Below are 17,845 nucleotides of genomic sequence, written 5' to 3'. Positions count from 1 at the left end.
TGCGGAATTAGGATCGTCCACTAGCCCACGACAGTATCGAAGACCACAGCAGCGCGTAGTTCGACCACTCGACGAACTCCGGCGGGGCCCAGTGGGGAGCGAGATCCGAGGTGAACGCGACCACTCGGCCGTCGCCATGATGTCCTGTGACCAGGATGGGGTCGTCTCCGGTGCGGGCGACGACCTCGGCGTCGTCGCGGGCCACCACTCGGTTGTAGCCGAGCAGGGGAGGCCAGTCGCTGGAGGTGTCACCCAGGACGGGATGTTCCGGTCGGCATACCTCGACCTTGCAGCCCTCCGGGACCTCGATGCGGTCATCGTAGGGGAGCATGGTCACAGGCAACACGTCGGCGAGGGGGGTCATGCCGAAGCGGGCCTTGCCGTCGATTCCGGTGAACGACATATAGCCACCGACCTTGACCAATCCGCCGCCCCGGCGGACGTATTCAGCGACTACTCCCAGACGGTTGGGCGATGCTTCCGAACGTAGGAACGTCTCGTCGGGGAGCTGGAAGGAATTCGATCCGATATCGGAGATGACAACTACGTCGTACTCGTCGATTTCCTGTGCCGTCTTGGGGAAACGTGAAGAAATCTCGTGGCCGCGCACGTAGTTGACGTCGTGCCCTTCGCGGGTGAGATTTTCGAGGAATACGCTTGCGCCTTCCTCGTACTCAGTGGTGTGGAACTGATCGAAGCCTTTCATGTGAATAACGTGCTTGATCCAGGATTCGCCGGTGAAGAGGATCTTGAGCGGTTCCATAAGGTCTCCTGTGGTGCCTGGGAATGGGAGGTGGGTGTCGGTAGCGAAGTGTTCGTCGGTGGCCCGGCGCGTGTTCAGGACGGGGTGCTCGCGCTGAGTAACTTCCGTCCCAATGCGTACGCCTGGCGAAGGTCGTTACCTTGGTACTGGACTGCGGCAAGCTCGGACACCAACGGGCTGGCGTTGACAGCGACGGTGTTCGGTAGCCATCCGAACAGATCCACATCGGAGGACGAGTCACCGTAGGCGACGCAGTCGGCTGGTTCGATGTGGTAGCGCTCCAGTGCATCTCGCGTGATGTGGACCTTGGCTTGCGGTGACAGTGTTGCCTCTTCGGAGAGCGTCTGTCCGATCACCACATCGGATCCGTAGGCCTCGTGAGCGCCCCAGTTTCTAAGTCTCTGAACGAAGAACGCCGGCGATTGCGAGATCACGATGGCAATCTCACCGCGCCTGCGGATATCGTCGAAGGTATCGGTGATGCCATCGAGCCAGGCCGCTTGTTCGAACGCGGCGTCGAGGTCGTCCTCCGTCGCGTGCGCACAGACCTCGAGCAGGGTTGACCAGAAGTCGAAGTCGGTGATTTGTCCAGCGTGCCAGAGCTGTTCGATTTCGAGTCCAACGTCGCGGCGGCCGAAGAATGTCGACAGTTCCAGGGCGGCTGCTCCGTTGAGCAGCGTGCCGTCCATATCGAATACGTGCAGTCGGGTGGGCATGTGTTGCTTTCTGTGGAAGTCGTCGGGCCGGGTCTCAGGAGAACTCCGGGAGCACTTCCTTGGCCATGAACTGCATGTTCTTGATGATCGCCTCGATCGGCTGTCCCACGGCGATCAGGCACGCCATGTGATCGACGCCCAATGCCTCGTAGGACTTGAATCGTTCGATCATCTTGTCGGGGGTGGTGAGGATGGGATCGGCGTACTTTTCGAGGAGCCCTTCCTTGGAGAACGACTCCTGGGCGGGCCTCATCGCTCCGCCCTGGACCACCGAGTCGTCCTTCTTTCCCTCGGCGCGTGCTGCCAGACGCTCCTCTTGGGACTGTTGGCCGGAGCTGGAGGCATGCACCAGGGTGAGATAGTAGTTGTACTCACTGAGCACGTCGTCGAAGTACTCGGTCGCCTCTTCTTCGGTGTTGCCGAGCCAGGTGTGGCGAAGGGCCATCACCTGCTTTCGAGGCATCCCGCTCGTCTCGATCTCGTCGTTGTACGCGGCGAGCAACGCTTCGAGATCGCCGTAGGGCTCGAAGTTGCCGTAGTTCGGAGCAGTGATCAGGTTGTTTCCCTGTCGTGCCACGCGGCGTACGCCGTCGATGCTCTGCGAGGCCGCCCATACCTCCGGGTGCGGCTTGGATGCCGGCTTGGGCACAAGAGTCGTCGGCGGGAACGAAAAGTACTTGCCGTCGAACGACACATCGTCCTCGACCCACACCCGCTTGATGATCTCGAGGGATTCTTCGTAGATGTCGCGTGCTTCTTTGGGGTTGATGCCGAGTCGGTCGAGCGGGTAGCGACTGCCACCCCGCGCCACGCCGATGCCGATGCGCCCCGGTGCCATCTGGTCGAGGAAACTCATCTCCGACGCGATGAGCAACGGGTTGTAGTACGGAAGGACCACGATGCCGGGCATGATTCGCAAGCGCTCGGTGCGCGCTGCGGCCAAAGCGCTGAACATCAGCGATGAAGGATTGCTGACGTAGTTCTGAAAGTGATTTTCGTTGACTGTGACGCCCTCGAAGCCGAGGTCCTCTGCGGCATCGACGATGCTGAGCATGTCGTTGAGGAGTTCGGACCACGGACGGCTCATGTCGCGGTAGAAGAATGGAGTGGTGACCCAGATCTTCATGGAAGCTGTCTTTCTACGAGGTTGGGCAGTTCCTGTATTGCTGGAGGCGTGCCGAGTTCCGGCTGCAGAGCGGACGCTGCTCGTGCAGTTCCGGGCCAGACCCGGTGCGTGGGTCCCTGCCGAACTCGGACTGTGGGGCGATGTAGAAACGGTTCTATCGCGTACATCCGGAGCATACAACGGTCCGGCGCCCTGTGCATAGTGCCGAACTCGTTTTCTTTCGAGAAACTCGATAAACGTTGTTCACGCTGGTGAGAGACGTAAGGCCGGGTGTTCCGGTGTTTGGATCAACCTCCAAGATCCGCGAATCACGAAGGCAATGAGCGACGCAGATGTAGAAGCGATTCAACCCGGGTGCTCGGCAGGATTCGTCCGGCAGTCGGTAGAGGCGTGGTCGGCCGCGGTCGGGTGGTGGTGCACAGGGGAGACGTGCCGGCGGGTGTCGGTTGCTGCGTGATTGTGCAGACGGTTCTGTCATCCCTGCTCCGGGAAGTGTTCCTACAACACACTTTCTGTTCGCAACACAGCTCCGAGGGCGCAGAGCACTATCGATCGTTCGGTGACGGGCTGCATCCCGGTTGTGGCGGTCTGTAGACAGACCTGGGTGCTGCCGGAGGTATCGACTGTGTTGCGCGAATATTGCCGGAAGATTTTACGCGTCAACGCTTGACCTGAGGTGTGGGCTCGACCATGATCTCTAGCAACCGCCGACACGGCCGCACGAATTCAAATGCTGCGACTCGCGGTATGTCCCCAGGCTTTCTGGCCCAGTTTTCGTGCAGCAGTAGAAACGTTTCAACAACTGTCTTCGCATCACACGAACGAAGGGAAACGTCCATGCCCACTATCTCGGGATTCGACAATCTGATCCTCAACACCGATACCTACAAGCATTGCCACCACACTCTCTATCCTCAGGGAACCGAGTACGTCTCCAGCTACGTCGAATCGCGTGGTGGCATCTTCCCGGCGACGATGTTCGTCGGACTGCAGGCCTACATCCAGGAGCGCTTGCTCCGGCCGATCACCCTCGCCGACATCGATGAGGCCGAAGCGGTGACCAGGGCGCAGGGGATGCCCTTCTGCAGGGAGAACTGGATGGGCATCCTCAACGACCACGGCGGATTCCTTCCTGTAGAGATCGAGGCAGTCCCCGAGGGGACTGTGCTGCCCACCCGCAATGTCCTTGTGCAGGTTATCAACACCGATCCGAAGTACCACTGGGTGACCAGCTTCTTCGAGACCGCGTTGCTGCGAGCGGTGTGGTACCCGACCACGATCGGAACGGTCAGTTGGATGTGCAAGCAGATCATCAAGGAAGCGTTCGCTCGCACCTCGGACAATCCGGATCTGCTGCGCTTCCAGCTGCACGATTACGGCGCTCGCGGCGTGAGCTCCCAGGAATCTGCTGCATTGGGTGGTCTGGCACACCTGGTCAACTTCAACCAGAGTGACACGGTGCCGGGCATCCTGGCTGCGATGAAATACTACAACGCGGTGTGTCCGGCGAACTCGGGCCCGAACAGCGAGCATGCAGGTTTCACGGCATGGGGTCGGGATCAGGAAGTCGACGCTCTTCGCAACATGATGAACACCTACCGCGATGCCGGTGTGGTGCTGTTGCTGACCGACTCGTACGACCATGAGAACGCTGTGAAGAACATCCTCGGCAAAGAACTGAAGGCCGAGATCGAGAACTTCCCGGGCGTGGTCTGTGCTCGTCCGGACTCGGGCGACCCTGTGCAGGTGACCGCGGATACCGCTGAGTGGCTCATGGATGCCTTCGGCTATGAGGTCAACTCCAAGGGATTCAAGGTTCTGCCCCGGTATCTGCGGGTCGTCCAGGGCGACGGCATCACGCTCGATACCCTGTCGGAGATCTACATGGAACTCGAACGCCGGGGCATGGCGGCAGAGAACGCGATTTTCGGTATGGGCGGCGGTCTGCTCCAGCACTTCAACCGAGACACGTTGAACTTCGGGCAGAAGTGCAACGCTGTGCGAGTAAACGGTGAATGGCGCGATGTGGCCAAGCAGCCGACCGGGGCGAGCTTCAAGGTGTCCAAGGCCGGCCGTCTCGCCCTCGTCAAGCGGGATGGTGAGTACCGCACGGTGCGACGCGACTCGGTTTCTCCCGAGGAGAACCTCCTTCAGCCGGTGTACCGCAACGGCAAGCTCCTGAAGAAGTGGGATTTCTCCGAGCTGATCGAGCGGAGCGAGGCGGAGGTCCCCGAGGAGTACTACTACCCCGTCATCGAACAGATGCGTGCGCAGGACAGCGCCGCGGTGCCTGCCTGACCACAACAACTGTTGAACAGATAACTAGGGATCCATGATGACAAAGTTGCCGAGTGTGCCACTTGCCAATACAGATTGCTTGTACATCGACGGGAAGTGGGTTCCCCCGCACTCGTCTGCTCTGATCGATGTAGTCGACTCGACAAGCGAATTGGTCTACTACTCGGTGCCGGACGCCGATGTCGACGATATCGATCGCGCGATTACAGCGGCCCGGCAGGCATTCGACGAGGGACCCTGGCCGCGGTTGTCGCACGCCGAGCGGGCTCAGGTGCTGCTCGATATCGCTGATGCCGTCGAAGCGCGGATCGATGACATCGTGGAGATCTGGCCGCGAGAGACCGGGATTCTGGCATCGTCGGTCCCCGGTGTCATGCGCGAGGTAATCGACGCGTACCGGTACTACGCAGGTCTGGCGAAGAGCTTCCCGTTCCAGGAAGAAGTCACACCCACCAACGGCGCACGCTTCGGCATGATCGTGAAAGAGCCTGTAGGCGTCGTGGGAGCGATCATTCCATGGAACGCGCCGATGGGACTGATCGCGTTCAAGGTGGCGCCGGCACTGCTGGCGGGATGCACCGTCGTCATCAAGTCGTCCCCGGAAGCTCCGGGGGCTGGATACATCATGGCGGAAATTGCTGATCAGCTCGGCATTCCGGCGGGTGTCCTGAACGTGGTGACCGCTGATCGTGTTGCCTCCGAGCGGTTGGTCTCCGACCCTCGGGTCGACAAGATCTCGTTCACCGGATCAACGGAAGTCGGCAAACGAATCGGGAGCATCCTCGGTGGTCGAATTGCACGGTCTTCGCTGGAGCTCGGCGGCAAGTCTCCTGCCATTGTCCTGGACGACTTCGACATTGCCGAGGCGGCACACACCATCGCTTCTGCGGAGTGCTTCCTCTCGGGTCAGATCTGCGCATCGCTCACCAGGATCATCGTTTCGGAGGAACGTCACGATGAGATGGTCAAGGCGTTGGCAGACGAATTCGACCGGGTGGTAATCGGCGACCCGTACGATCCTCAGGTCACGCTGGGACCTTTGGCCAGCGATCGGCAGCGGGACCGTGTCGAGAACTATATCCAGATCGGGATCAGGGAAGGGGCGACACTGGCTTACGGCGGCGGACGCCCGTCCCACCTCGATCGCGGCTGGTTCGTCGAGCCCACCGTCTTCGGAAATGTGTCGGAGACGTCGCGGATCGCTCAGGAAGAGATATTCGGTCCGGTGCTGGCCGTGACCCCGGCCCGGGATCTCACGGACGCCGTTCGGATTGCGAACGCAACGGAGTTCGGTCTGAATGCTGCAGTGTTCACCCATGACTCGAAGAAGGTTTTCGACATTGCCCGTAGGCTTCACTCCGGCACCGTGGGGCAGAACGGCAATCGTGTGGACTTCGGTATCGGGTTCGGAGGATTCAAGAGATCCGGTATCGGACGCGAAGGCGGGGTAGCAGGACTGCAGGCGTACCTGGAGAACAAGACTGTTGTCCTGGACGCACCTCCCGAGTAGACCCGTGCCCGGAGCGGTGCAGAGACCACGGCCGGGTCAGACGACCGAAGCCGACCGTAAGAGGATCATGTGACTGAGATTGCCATAGAACACGGCTTGGTGTGGGTAGGCCCGGACGAATCCTATTCGGAGGGACTGCTCTACATCGAAGACGGCAGGGTCAGCTATGCGGGCGAATACAAGGCAGAGGTGGTCCGGCCCGGCGTCGCGCGGCTCGATGCATCGGGATGTGTCGTTCTGCCGGGTCTGGTGGATTGTCATGTGCACCTGACAACGAACTCGGATCACGAGCGGATCCTTCCCAGCGATGTGTTCCGGGGTCAAAAAAGCGGTCCGGAAAAGCTGCTTCATGGCTATCGCAACTCGCTCCGTGCCCTACGATCAGGGTTCACCACGCTCCGATGCATGGGGCATCGGGGAGTGGGCGAAGTCGAACTGCGTGACATGGTCGCCGACGACCTGATCGTCGCTCCGAACCTTCTGGTCGCGCCGTGGTGGATAACCATGACGAACGGCCACGGTGACCTGTTCTACCCTCCTTACACGCCACGCCGCGAATGGGATACCGCAGACGGTGTCGATGCCTGCCGGCAAATGGTCCGGTTGCAGGCCCGAAGCGGTGCGGACTTCATCAAGGTCATGGCCAGCGGTGGTATGTCGAAAGGAGAGAAACCGCACTGGCCCAATTACAGTGTCGAGGAACTCACGGCGATCGTCGAAGAGGCGCACGACATGGATCTGCGCGTCGCCGCGCATGCCCTGTCGTTGGAAGGGATTCGACGCAGTATCGAAGCCGGCGTGGACAGCATCGAGCACGGCTCGTTCCTCGACGAAGAATGCGCTTCGGAAATGGCGCAAAAGGGAATATTCTTGGTCCCGACCCTCGCGTTCAACGACTGGTGCCAACGCGAAGGGACGGCCCGAGGCCTGACCGAAGCCGGAGTCGAAAGCCTGCGCGAGGCGCACGATCGGGCTCTGGAATCGTTCGATATCGCCCGTTCGGCTGGAGTCAAGATCGCGATGGGAACGGACTCATCCGGGTCCCTGTGCCCGTTCGGTGCCCATTACCGAGAACTCGAACTGTATGTCGAACACGGGATGTCGGTGAATGAAGCGTTGGCGTCAGCCACCGTCGTGGCTTCGGAACTTCTCGACCGCCCGGACATCGGCTCGCTGCGACCCGGCTCGATCGGAGATGCGCTGGTGGTCGATGGGACCATCCTTTCGGACATAACTCGCCTGCGACAGGGAATCAAAGCGGTCGTCCGATCGGGCCGTGACGTCACCAGCTATCTGGAGGAATCGGCCGCGTTGCTCTCGCTCTGAGAGTCGTCTCCGTCGGGAAGCAGATATCGGTACCGGAAATCTGAAAACCGGGGCCGAACATCAACGACTCCGGCCTCGGCCGATAGTAGTTGCACGAATTGAATTGACGAGAAAGCGAGAAGGAAATGCCGTACATCGAAGCAAGCTTCTTCGAAGAAAGGTTCTCCGAGACGAAGTTCTCCGGCGAGATGGTGGCAGCGCTGACCGAAGCGGTGTCCTCGATCCTGGGAGAAGAGATCGGATCGGAAACAACGGTCGTGCTGCATGGTGTACCGCGTGAGCGGTGGGGACATGGAGGCCGGACCATGGAAAAGAGCAGCTGAGCAGACCTCGCCGGCAAAGGTGCGCATTCGGCAACTCATCGGTACCACCGTGGTTCGGCGAACCACCTCTGCCGCTCCGATACATGCTGGCGGCGCGCAGCTTTCGGCTACGCGCCGCCAGCATGTGTCACTGGATGATCAGTAATCCGGATTCTGTACATTACCTCCGAATCGTGGAGACGCCGCCACGCTCGATAGGTTCGGATGCAGTCAGGAAACAACCAACGGAGCCTCCGAGAGGGCACGGTTATCAGCTGCCGCGACAGGGGGTCTCGTCTTCTCGGCGTCGAAACCGACTTTCTCTCGGTGGGGTGTGCTCGCCGACCGATCGATGGGTACGACACAGCGTATGACCGATATCAGCGATCCGCTCGTTTACGACGAGAACGACATCGAAGTCAGCGAGCGCAAATCCTATGCCGCCGGGGTACCGGCGGTGTTGGTCTCGCTGCGGCACGGATTCGAGCAGATGGGTCCGGTGCGCACCGCCCGCACCTTGACGAAGCTGAACCAACAGCATGGCTTCGATTGCCCGGGCTGCGCGTGGCCGGAAACACCAGGTCGCCGGAAACGTGCCGAATTCTGCGAGAACGGCGCCAAGGCTGTCGCCGAGGAAGCCACCACTCGCACCGTCGACCCCGGTTTCTTCGCCCGCCATTCTGTACCGGAACTGCTCGCACGCACCGACTACTGGCTCGGTCGCCAGGGCCGGCTGACGCACCCGATGATCATCCGGCCTGGCAGCCTCCACTACGAGCCGATCGACTGGGACGATGCCTACGCGGTGATCGCCGAGCATCTGCGGGCGCTGCCGGACCCGAATGAGGCGATCTTCTACACCTCGGGGCGGACCTCCAACGAGGCCGCGTTCTTGTACCAGTTGATGATTCGGGCGTTCGGCACCAACAACATGCCGGACTGCTCGAACATGTGCCACGAGTCTTCCGGTACGGCCTTGTCGGAGACCATCGGCATCGGCAAGGGTTCGGTGTCGGTGACCGACCTCGAACACGCCGACCTGATCCTCATCGCCGGCCAGAACCCCGGGACCAACCATCCCCGCATGCTGTCGGTACTCGAGAAAGCCAAGGCCCGCGGCGCGAAAGTCATCGCGATCAACCCGTTGCCCGAAGCCGGGTTGTTGCGTTTCAAAGATCCTCAGAAGGCGCGTGGCGTGCTCGGCGAGGGAGTGGCGATCGCCGACGAGTTCTTGCAGATCCGCCTCGGTGGTGACCAGGCTCTGTTTCAGGGTCTGGCGAAACTGCTGCTCGCCGCCGAGGACCGTGCTCCCGGCACGGTCCTCGACCGCGACTTCCTCGACCGGCATTGTGCCGGTTTCGAGCAGTGGGCCACCCATATCCGCGCCGTGGATCTGGACACCGTGTCGACTGCGACGGGTCTGAGCCGATCTCAGCTCGAGGACACTGCAGCAGCGTTGGTCGCCTCGAGAGCGACGATCATCTGCTGGGCGATGGGTTTGACCCAGCATCCCCACGCCGTGGCCACCATCGAAGACGCGGTAGCGCTGCTGCTGATGCGCGGGATGATCGGCACGCGTGGGGCGGGGGTGTGCCCGGTGCGGGGACACTCCAACGTTCAAGGTGATCGCACCATGGGCATATGGGAGAAAGCCCCCGAGTCGTTCCTGCAGGCCCTCGATACCGAGTTCGGTATTCGCTGTCCCCGCCAGCACGGTTACGACGCGGTCGACGCGATCCGCGCCATGCGCGACGGCAGGGCGTCGGTGTTCATGGCCATGGGCGGTAACTTTCTGTCTGCCACCCCCGACACCGAGGTGACCGCCGCCGCGCTGCGCAGTTGCGCGCTGACGGTGCAGGTCTCCACCAAACTCAATCGCAGTCATCTCGCGCACGGAGCGACCGGGATCATCCTGCCCACCCTGGGGCGGACCGACAAGGACATCCGCGGCGGACGCAAACAGTTGGTGTCGGTGGAGGATTCGATGTCGGTGGTGCACCTGTCGCGTGGAGGGCTCACGCCCGCCAGTTCGCATCTGCGTAGTGAGGTCGCCATCGTGTGCGAGCTCGCCCAGCGCCTGTTCGGTTCCGGCCATCGGGTGCCGTGGGCGCGGTTCGCCGACGACTACGACTGCATTCGCGATGCGATTTCGCGGGTGATCCCCGGATTCGAGGACTTCAACACCCGGGTACGGCGGCCGGACGGGTTCGTCCTGCCCCACCCGCCGCGGGACGAACGCCGCTTCACCACCGACACCGGCAAGGCGACCTTCTTCGTCAACGACCTGCACTGGCTTCCTGTCCCCGAGGGTCGGCTGATCCTGCAGACGTTGCGCAGCCACGATCAGTACAACACCACCGTCTACGGCCTCGACGACCGTTATCGCGGCATCAGGGCGGGCCGGCGGGTCCTGTTCATCCATCCCGACGACATCGAAGCGTCCGGATACGCTCCCGGCGACCGGGTGGATCTGGTGTCGGAGTGGACCCGTCCCGACGGCACCGTCGAGGAGCGCCGGGCCGAGGACTTCAGGCTCGTGCCCTATTCGACCCCGATGGGCAATGTTGCGGCCTACTATCCCGAAACGAACCCGCTCGTGCCTCTCGACCATGTGGCACTCAAGTCCAACACTCCTGCTTCGAAGGCGGTCACCGTCCGCCTTGTGCCTCGTCGGGCGCCCGGGAAGCGGCCGGACGGGCCGGGTATCGAGCTCGATCCGAAGTCTGCGTAGGAGAATCTCGATGCCTGTTCTATTCGCTCATGTGTTCATTGCTGTCGTCCAGCTGCTGCTGCGTTGTGTGGGCATGTCCTCGGCGTTATCTGCACCCCGGTCGGAACAGCGTGTGCTCGCCGGCCGGTGCGACAGTTTCGACGATGGGTGCGAATCATGGGGCGAGTGACCACCCGTGCCCACATCACCCGACTGCAGGGAACGCAGCGGGTGGTGCGTCCGGACACGGTCGTTGTCGAAGAACCCCTCGAACTGCGCGTCGATGGCACTGCGCTGGCGGTGACGATGCGCACTCCCGGTTCCGACATCGAACTTGCCCAGGGGTTCTTGCTCACTGAAGGGATCGTCACCGGCCGCGACGATATTGCTGCAATCCGTTACTGCAACAGCACGGGCGACGACGGGCGCAACACCTACAACGTCCTCGATATCGATCTCGCACCCGGAGTGGCTCTGCCCGAGACCGGCATCGAACGCAACTTCTACACCACCTCCTCATGCGGGGTGTGCGGCAAGGCCTCCCTCGATGCGATCCGCCAACGCTCCCGCCACTCACCGGCTCACGACCCGGTCGTGGTCGATCCGGAAGTGCTGTCGGTGATGCCCTCCGCGCTGCGGCAGGCGCAGGAGACCTTCGACCGCACCGGCGGATTGCATGCTGCCGGATTGTTCACCGCTGCAGGGGAACTCCTCGCACTGCGCGAGGATGTCGGACGCCACAATGCCGTCGACAAAATCATCGGCTGGGCGGTCGAGCACCGACGATTACCGCTGCGCCATACCGTGCTGCTGGTGAGCGGACGTGCCTCCTTCGAGCTGACCCAGAAAGCGGTCATGGCCGGCATTCCTATTCTGGCGGCCGTTTCCGCGCCGTCGTCGCTGGCCATCGACCTTGCTCATGACGCCGGTTTGACTCTTGTCGGGTTCCTGCGCGGGGACACCATGAACGTCTATACCCGCGCCGAACGGGTTGGTACGGGGAACGCAGGTCTCGACTCTGTGAGCACTTCCACCGGAGCTTCTAATGGATAGGACAGTGGGTATCGAGGTGCGCTACTTCGCTGCAGCGGCAGAGACCGCAGGGACGGAAAAGGAAACGGTGGCATTGCCGCCTACCACCGACCTCGGGACGTTGAAGACGGTGCTGATCGACCGACACGGCCCCGATATGGCTCGTGTGCTGTCGGTGGCGATGTTCTTGGTCGGGGATGAGCTCACCCGTGACCCCGCCCGTGCCGCGAGTCCTGTAGTCGACGTGCTACCACCGTTCGCCGGGCGGCTGAAGTGAGACCTCGATGTCGATACGTGTGATTGCTACAACGACGACGGACGAGCAGTCCGACACGTAGGTGAGCACATCGAACTCGTCGAGTTCGGCGAAGGCTGATAGGGCAGTGCCCGCGCCGGCCTGCAGCGTCGCCATCGGAGAGGACTCCTCGGATGAATATTCATCGCTTCGATGGGGTCTTTTCCGGATACACGCGGTGAGCGAGAGGTGGGCATGTTTGTGTGGTCAGGTGCGGGCAATGGTGCGGTGCGGTGAGGGTGAACCGCTCGAAGGCGCCATCGAGTTCGAGGTGGATTGCGTTGTCCGCGATCACGACACGGTGGGCGTCGAGACCGAGCAGTCGGGCGACGACGAAGGTTGCGCTCAAGGTTGCGACGTTTCTGGTGATCCCGAGTGGGAGGAGGGATCCGGTGTCGGTGAGGGCTTCGTGTTCGCCGGCTCTGAGGACGAGTCTGGCGTCGGGGTGCACTCCGTGGGCTGCCACGGACACGGCGATGTTGTCACGGTCGTCGGAGCCCACGGCGGCAAGGCATCGGGCCCGGTCGAGGCGGGCGCGTTCGAGGAGGGTTCTGTCGGTACCGTGCCCGACGATGGTGGGAATGTTCAGCGCTCGGGCCAGGCGCAGATTGCGGGCTCGATCGTCGCGTTCGATGGCGACGACGGGGATGCCGAGTTTGCGGAGTTCGAGGCACAACCGGAGACCGACCTGTCCCAATCCGACGACGATGACGTGGTTGCGGCGGGGGAGAACCCGTTGACCGATCAAGCTGATCAGGCTGGTTCCGAGCAGACGTTCGATTATCCCGGCGGTGAACATGGCGGTGAACACGATCGCCGCCAACATCGCCAGAGCCGCGAACACGTCATAGGTGTGGTCGCCGTGTGAGGCCGGTGCGGGACCGACGGTGGCGACGACCTGGACTGCTTCTTTGAGGGACTCGACCCAGTGGTGGCCTTTGCCGACAGTGAGCCATATCCAATCGATCAGGAGGATGGCGAGCAGTCCGATAAGGCCGGTGAGCAGCATGCGGGTGCCGGCGTCGTGGGATCGCAGTGTGCCTACGGAGTGGACGAATCGGCGGCGAATTCTGCTGGTGCGGCTGTGGGGTAGCGCCTGCCAGGTCGGTTGGTCACCGTGGGCCGATTGCCGGAGGACGCGTGTGGTGCCATCGGGCGCGGTGTGCGCGGCGTCGATCGTGGCAGCGATGCACGGGCCGGCCAGGGACGGTGTCGCGAGGTCTGCGGGGGAGGTGACCTGACAGTGGGGAATCAATCGGGTGAGTTGGTTGGCGATGGTGCGATCGAAGACGGTCACGACCATCGGTGTGTGGGGACTGATGTGGGCGATGGCGAGGGCATAACGGACGGCGACCGCGTCGTCGTGGGTGACGACGGCGACCCCGGCCGGGTCGTGCTGGGTGATCTGCAGAAGTTCCGGGTCGTCGGGTGCATCGAGGTGGAGAACATCGAAGTGGCGTTGGGTGAGCGACGCGCACACGAGCCGGGCAACATTCGACGCGCCGATGACAACGAAGGGGGACATCGGGCCGACGCCGGTCACCGCACCGGTGCAGGGAACGAGGTGTAGGCAGTGAAGATGCCGCCGGAGCCGATATCGGATGTTGGGTCGATCAGCTCCGGCAGCACCGCTTCGAGGCGTATCGGGGCAGCAGCGGTGACACTTGTCTCCGGAGTCGGGGTGGGTACCAGACGAATATTGTTGATCCGCAAGAGGTTACTGCCGAGTTCACGTCCGGCGGCGAGAGCGAAGGATTCGATTGCGCCGTCCATGGAGTCTCGCGCCGGTCCTCGATCGGTGTCGGTGATTCTGCGGAGCGTGTCCAGGCCGGTGACGGTGACGATCGATCCGATGCCGCCGGTGCGGTGGAGGGATACTGCAGCACGTCTGGTCGTGTGGAACAACAACGCCATGTGGTCGTAGGTGAACCGGCCCCAGTCGGCGGGGCGGATCTTGCTCAGCGAGTGGCATGCGGTTTCCGGGCCGGGTAGCCATGCGGTGTGCACGAGCGCGTCGATGCCGCCATGTCGTCGCTCGAGGTGGGTGAACATGTTGTCGACGTCGGATTCGAGGGTCAGATCGGCCGCGACCGGATGAGCGATCCCGTCGTCATCGGCGACTCGGCCGGCGAGGTGCTCGGCAGCATCGAGGGTGAAGCTGTGCGTGAACACGTGGTGTCCGGCTGCTGCCAACGTTCGGGCCACGTGGGCACCTTCGTTCTGTTCGACGCCGGTGACCAGGACACGCAGTGAGGTGGTGGGTAGAGCCAACGGGTGCAGCGACGGTTCGGCGATGCTCATCTGGACTCGTTTCGAGGGTGCCGGGGGCGCGGGGGGAGGAGTTCCGCGCCCCCGGGAATCGGGGTGGGATGGATGTCTGTCGAGGTCCACGGCCGTGGGATCCTGCGCGGACGAATCGGCGGCTTGCCGAAGGGGGCGGGGCGTCGGCGACCGGGGACCGGGGACCGGTGCGTGAGCGTGCTCAGTGAGAGGTCGGTGACAGCTGTTCCTGTCCGGAGGTTTCGTCGTTGTCGGACAGGTCCTGCCGGTAGGTCTCGCGCATGGCGATCACGCAGACGACGGAGACGGCGCACATTGCGACCATGAACAGCGCCACGGCGACGTACGAGCCGGTGCGATCGAGCAGGTAGGTGGCGACGATCGGTGCGGGAGCGCTCGAGGCGAGGGTACCGATCGTGTAGCCGAAGGAGATTCCGGTGTAGCGGATGCGGGTGTCGAAGGCTTCGGCGAAGAAGGCTGCGAGGGGACCGTAGGAGGTGGCGAAGGCGAGGCAGAACACCACGAACCCGATCATCGCCAGCACGAAGGATCCGGAGTTGACCAGCCAGAACCAGGGGAAGGTGAACAGCAGCATGGCGAGAACCCCGGCGAGGAAGACCGGCTTTCGACCGTAGGCGTCCGACAGCTTGCCGAACAACGGTAGTGCGACGAACGTGACCGCCATGGCGACGAGGACGAGTGTCAGCATCTGGTTTCGGGTGTAGCCGACCTGCGTGACGCCGTAGCTGAGGCCGAATACCGTAGTGCCGTAGAAGGTGACGCCGATGGCGAAGTAGGCGCCGCAGGTCAGGAGGACCTGCTTGGGGTAGTGGCGAAGGACCACCCCGATGGGCAGCTTCTCCAGCTGTGCGTTCTTCTTGACGCGGTCGAAGTTCGGGCTTTCGCCGACATGCAGTCGGACGAACAGGCCGATCGCGACGAATGCGCCGCCGATCAGGAAGGGAATGCGCCATCCCCAGGATTCGAACGCTTCGGGCGACAGTCCGGCCATCAACAGGAAGACCGTGTTACCGAGCATCAATCCTGCCGGCACGCCCATCTGCACCCAGCTGCCGTAGTAGCCGCGTTTGTCGGCGGGAGCGTGTTCGACGGCCATGAGGATCGCCCCGCCGATCTCACCACCGAGTGCGAGACCCTGCACGAAACGCAAGGTGACGAGGATGATCGGTGCGGCGACGCCGATGGTCTCGTAGCTCGGGAGTAGCCCGACTCCGAGAGTGGTCAAGCCCATGATGGTCAAGGTGATCACGAGCATGGACTTGCGTCCGATCCGGTCACCGAAGTGACCGAACACCACTCCGCCGAGCGGGCGCGCCACGAAGGCGGCGGAGAACGTGGCGAAGGCGAGCAGAGTGCCGATCAGAGAGTCGAACTCGGGGAAGAAGATCTTGTTGAAGACGAGTCCGGCTGCGGTGCCGTAGATGAAGAAGTCGTACCATTCGACCGTTGTGCCGACACCGCTGGCAAATCCTACTTTCGATGTTTGGGACATTTTTGGCATGTGGGGCCTCCGTTGCCGCGAGCGCGAGATAATTTCTGCGGCTCGAATATATGGGTGACCCAGAACACACAACATCTCCATGTGGAGAGGTGGAGTGCGCTCCGGAGAAAGCGAATTCGATTCAGAGCAAGCGAAGTTCATGCGCGCGTGCAATGGCTTCGACACGATTGCGCGCGTTCAGTTTCTGCATGGCACTCTGCAGATAGGTCTTCACGGTGTTGCGGGTGAGAGACAGTTCCTGAGCGATTTCGGGATTGCTGTGACCCATGGCCGCAAAACGCAGCACTTCGTACTCGCGCCGAGTCAGGCCGGCCCGGTACAGCGCCTCGGAGGTCACGACTTTTCGTGGCCCCGTCAACCTCGGGTCGACCACCCGAATTCCGCTGGACACGCGATGAATGGCCGTGGCGAAGTCCTGTCCGCTGATGTCCTTGACGAGGCAGCCGTCGGCGCCTGCTTCCATCAGCAGATCGATGGCACCGTGATCGGCGAACGCGGTGAACAGCAGTATCCGCGCGTGCGGCGCGGCTCGCCGAAGACGCGGAATGAGCTCCGGTGCAGGGATATCGGGGAGCCGAAGATCGAGAAGGATGACGTCGACGGGCAGGGTGCGGGCCAATTCGACCGCGGCCGCGCCGGTCAGTGCCCCTCCCACGACTTCGAGGTCGGTGTCCTCACGGGCGAGCAGTTCCACGCCGCCACGCACGATCGGATGATCGTCGACGACGAGGATGCGGATGGTCTTCGGTGGCGCGGTCATGTGCTCGATCCCTCCAGAGCGTCTACCCAGCCGCGAACGGTGGTGCCACTTTCGTCGTCACTGACGACCGACATGCCACCCCCGAGCCGCTCGAGGCGCCCTGCAGCCAATCCGAGCCCCAGCTGGCTTCCTCGCATCGGATCGTCGGTGCCGTCGACGCCCCGGCCGTCGTCGCTGATGACGACCGTCACCCTGCCCGACCGCACCGACAAGCTGACCACCACGGTGGACGCATCGGCGTGCTTTTCCACGTTGACCAGCGCCTCGCGAACAAGGCGTTGGAGGGCCTCGACGCGGCTGGCATCGAGGTCGGGAGATTCGGTCAGGGGCACGAAACGAGCCGGGATACCGGTCCGGAGCGTGAATGCCTGGCAGTCCTCCTCGATGCCGACCGGAAGATTTCGTTCGGGAGGCCGCGCGGTGAGGTCGGTCAGCGATCGGCGGATGGAAGCATTGACGGCGTGTACCTGTTCGGTGATCTCCTGCAGGCGATCGTGGATCGCCTGCGCGTCAGCGAGGGCGCGCAGGCTCTGCAGTTCGGCGCCGATCCGGAAAAGGACCGGGCTCACGGAATCGTGTAGGGATTCGGCGAGCCGTTTCCGTTCGGCCTCGAGGGCGAGTTCTGTCTGGGTGGCGGCCCTTTGGGCGCTGAGGAGAGTGACGGCGGCCGTTTCGGCGATCGATTGGATCTCTGCGATGACTCGATCACCGAAGGACGAATATTCGCGGGTGCCGACGTACATGGCGCCGAGAACATGACCTTCATAGGCCATGGGCACGGCGAGCATTCCTCGCAGTGACTCCTGTTCGACGAGCGCGTCGAAGTCGTGGGTGATTCCGGGGTCGGACAGATAGTCCCGTACCCAGACGGGTTGTTGGAGCATGATGCTCTTGCCGCCGAGCCCGATCCCTTCCGGCACCACCAGTCGGTGCAGAGCGTTGCTCTTCGTGCCCTGCCAACTGCGGTGAACCATCACCCCATCGACCTCGACGCGCCCGATGAGCGACATGTCGAAGTCGCCGATCTCCCGGATCCGCTGGCCGGCCGTGGTCATCGCCGACGCTTCGTCGGTCAGAACCAGCAGCTCGGCGCGCGAAAGTGCGAGATTGTCGAGGATCGACGGTTTGAGGTCCGAGTGGGTGAACTCGTGAGCTGCAGTAGGTGTATTTTCCGACACCGGCTTTCCTCGATCTTCTTTCCGGGG

General features: G+C 62.6%; 16 protein-coding genes. 7 read left to right on the top strand and 9 right to left on the bottom strand.

Annotation, left to right across the window (positions count from 1 at the left end; all coding sequences use genetic code 11):
* Window positions 1-7 precede the first annotated feature (7 nt).
* The 3 genes from ACNJ7K_RS11300 to ACNJ7K_RS11290 all read right to left on the bottom strand — a co-directional run bounded on the left by ACNJ7K_RS11300 (window position 8) and on the right by ACNJ7K_RS11290 (window position 2,605).
* On the bottom strand, window positions 8-763 hold the full coding sequence (locus tag ACNJ7K_RS11300) for a glutamine amidotransferase (RefSeq protein ID WP_039583672.1): 756 nt from the start codon (window positions 761-763) through the stop codon (window positions 8-10).
* 74 nt (window positions 764-837) lie between these two features.
* Window positions 838-1,479, bottom strand: a complete 642-nt coding sequence (locus ACNJ7K_RS11295; protein ID WP_039583670.1) for an HAD family hydrolase — start codon at window positions 1,477-1,479, stop codon at window positions 838-840.
* Window positions 1,480-1,513: 34 nt separating this feature from the next.
* A complete protein-coding gene (locus tag ACNJ7K_RS11290) occupies window positions 1,514-2,605 on the bottom strand; it encodes an LLM class flavin-dependent oxidoreductase (protein WP_039583668.1) in 1,092 nt (363 codons plus the stop codon).
* Window positions 2,606-3,295: 690 nt separating this feature from the next.
* Here ACNJ7K_RS11290 and ACNJ7K_RS11285 point away from each other — a divergent pair.
* The 7 genes from ACNJ7K_RS11285 (at window position 3,296) to ACNJ7K_RS11255 (ending at window position 12,060) form a co-directional block, all read left to right on the top strand.
* Window positions 3,296-4,903, top strand: a complete 1,608-nt coding sequence (locus ACNJ7K_RS11285; protein WP_269073283.1) for a nicotinate phosphoribosyltransferase — start codon at window positions 3,296-3,298, stop codon at window positions 4,901-4,903.
* A gap of 34 nt (window positions 4,904-4,937) precedes the next feature.
* The gene (locus tag ACNJ7K_RS11280) at window positions 4,938-6,413 is read left to right on the top strand and encodes an aldehyde dehydrogenase (protein WP_487041702.1); all 1,476 of its coding nucleotides are present in this window, start codon (window positions 4,938-4,940) and stop codon (window positions 6,411-6,413) included.
* Between the two features lie 69 nt (window positions 6,414-6,482).
* Window positions 6,483-7,739 (top strand): metal-dependent hydrolase family protein, encoded by a 1,257-nt coding sequence (locus ACNJ7K_RS11275; protein WP_039583665.1) that lies wholly within the window; start codon window positions 6,483-6,485, stop codon window positions 7,737-7,739.
* Window positions 7,740-7,864: 125 nt separating this feature from the next.
* Window positions 7,865-8,062, top strand: a complete 198-nt coding sequence (locus ACNJ7K_RS11270) for a tautomerase family protein (RefSeq protein ID WP_006552221.1) — start codon at window positions 7,865-7,867, stop codon at window positions 8,060-8,062.
* A 349-nt stretch (window positions 8,063-8,411) separates the two neighbouring features.
* Complete coding sequence (locus ACNJ7K_RS11265; protein ID WP_230792903.1) at window positions 8,412-10,772, top strand: FdhF/YdeP family oxidoreductase; 2,361 nt, start codon at window positions 8,412-8,414, stop codon at window positions 10,770-10,772.
* 156 nt (window positions 10,773-10,928) lie between these two features.
* A complete protein-coding gene (gene fdhD, locus ACNJ7K_RS11260; protein WP_230792902.1) occupies window positions 10,929-11,804 on the top strand; it encodes a formate dehydrogenase accessory sulfurtransferase FdhD in 876 nt (291 codons plus the stop codon).
* Window positions 11,797-12,060 carry a MoaD/ThiS family protein gene (locus tag ACNJ7K_RS11255; RefSeq protein ID WP_487041701.1) on the top strand — a complete coding sequence of 88 codons (264 nt, stop codon included), beginning with the start codon at window positions 11,797-11,799 and terminating at the stop codon, window positions 12,058-12,060. Before fdhD ends, ACNJ7K_RS11255 begins: the two co-directional genes overlap by 8 nt.
* On the opposite strand, the gene ACNJ7K_RS11250 is transcribed toward ACNJ7K_RS11255, so the two are convergent.
* The 6 genes from ACNJ7K_RS11250 to ACNJ7K_RS11225 form a co-directional block, all read right to left on the bottom strand.
* Window positions 12,031-12,195: a hypothetical protein gene (locus tag ACNJ7K_RS11250; RefSeq protein WP_230792367.1), complete on the bottom strand. Its 165-nt coding sequence runs from the start codon at window positions 12,193-12,195 to the stop codon at window positions 12,031-12,033. The two genes, ACNJ7K_RS11255 and ACNJ7K_RS11250, sit on opposite strands and share 30 nt — an antisense overlap.
* A gap of 25 nt (window positions 12,196-12,220) precedes the next feature.
* Window positions 12,221-13,603, bottom strand: a complete 1,383-nt coding sequence (locus ACNJ7K_RS11245) for a potassium channel family protein (RefSeq protein ID WP_230792366.1) — start codon at window positions 13,601-13,603, stop codon at window positions 12,221-12,223.
* A gap of 14 nt (window positions 13,604-13,617) precedes the next feature.
* Window positions 13,618-14,379, bottom strand: a complete 762-nt coding sequence (locus ACNJ7K_RS11240) for an SDR family oxidoreductase (RefSeq protein ID WP_450151158.1) — start codon at window positions 14,377-14,379, stop codon at window positions 13,618-13,620.
* A gap of 181 nt (window positions 14,380-14,560) precedes the next feature.
* Window positions 14,561-15,871, bottom strand: a complete 1,311-nt coding sequence (locus tag ACNJ7K_RS11235; protein ID WP_230792364.1) for an MFS transporter — start codon at window positions 15,869-15,871, stop codon at window positions 14,561-14,563.
* A gap of 130 nt (window positions 15,872-16,001) precedes the next feature.
* A complete protein-coding gene (locus ACNJ7K_RS11230; protein WP_088898949.1) occupies window positions 16,002-16,640 on the bottom strand; it encodes a response regulator in 639 nt (212 codons plus the stop codon).
* Window positions 16,637-17,818, bottom strand: coding sequence for a GAF domain-containing sensor histidine kinase (locus tag ACNJ7K_RS11225; protein ID WP_088898948.1), 1,182 nt, complete (start codon window positions 17,816-17,818; stop codon window positions 16,637-16,639). Before ACNJ7K_RS11225 ends, ACNJ7K_RS11230 begins: the two co-directional genes overlap by 4 nt.
* Between the last annotated feature and the right edge of the window lie 27 nt (window positions 17,819-17,845).

The organism is Rhodococcus shunpengi (genome assembly GCF_048381395.1).
Taxonomy (GTDB): Bacteria; Actinomycetota; Actinomycetes; order Mycobacteriales; family Mycobacteriaceae; genus Rhodococcus.
The sequence above is the reverse complement of the archived record's forward strand: the minus strand, read 5'-3'. Positions and strand labels throughout refer to the sequence as shown.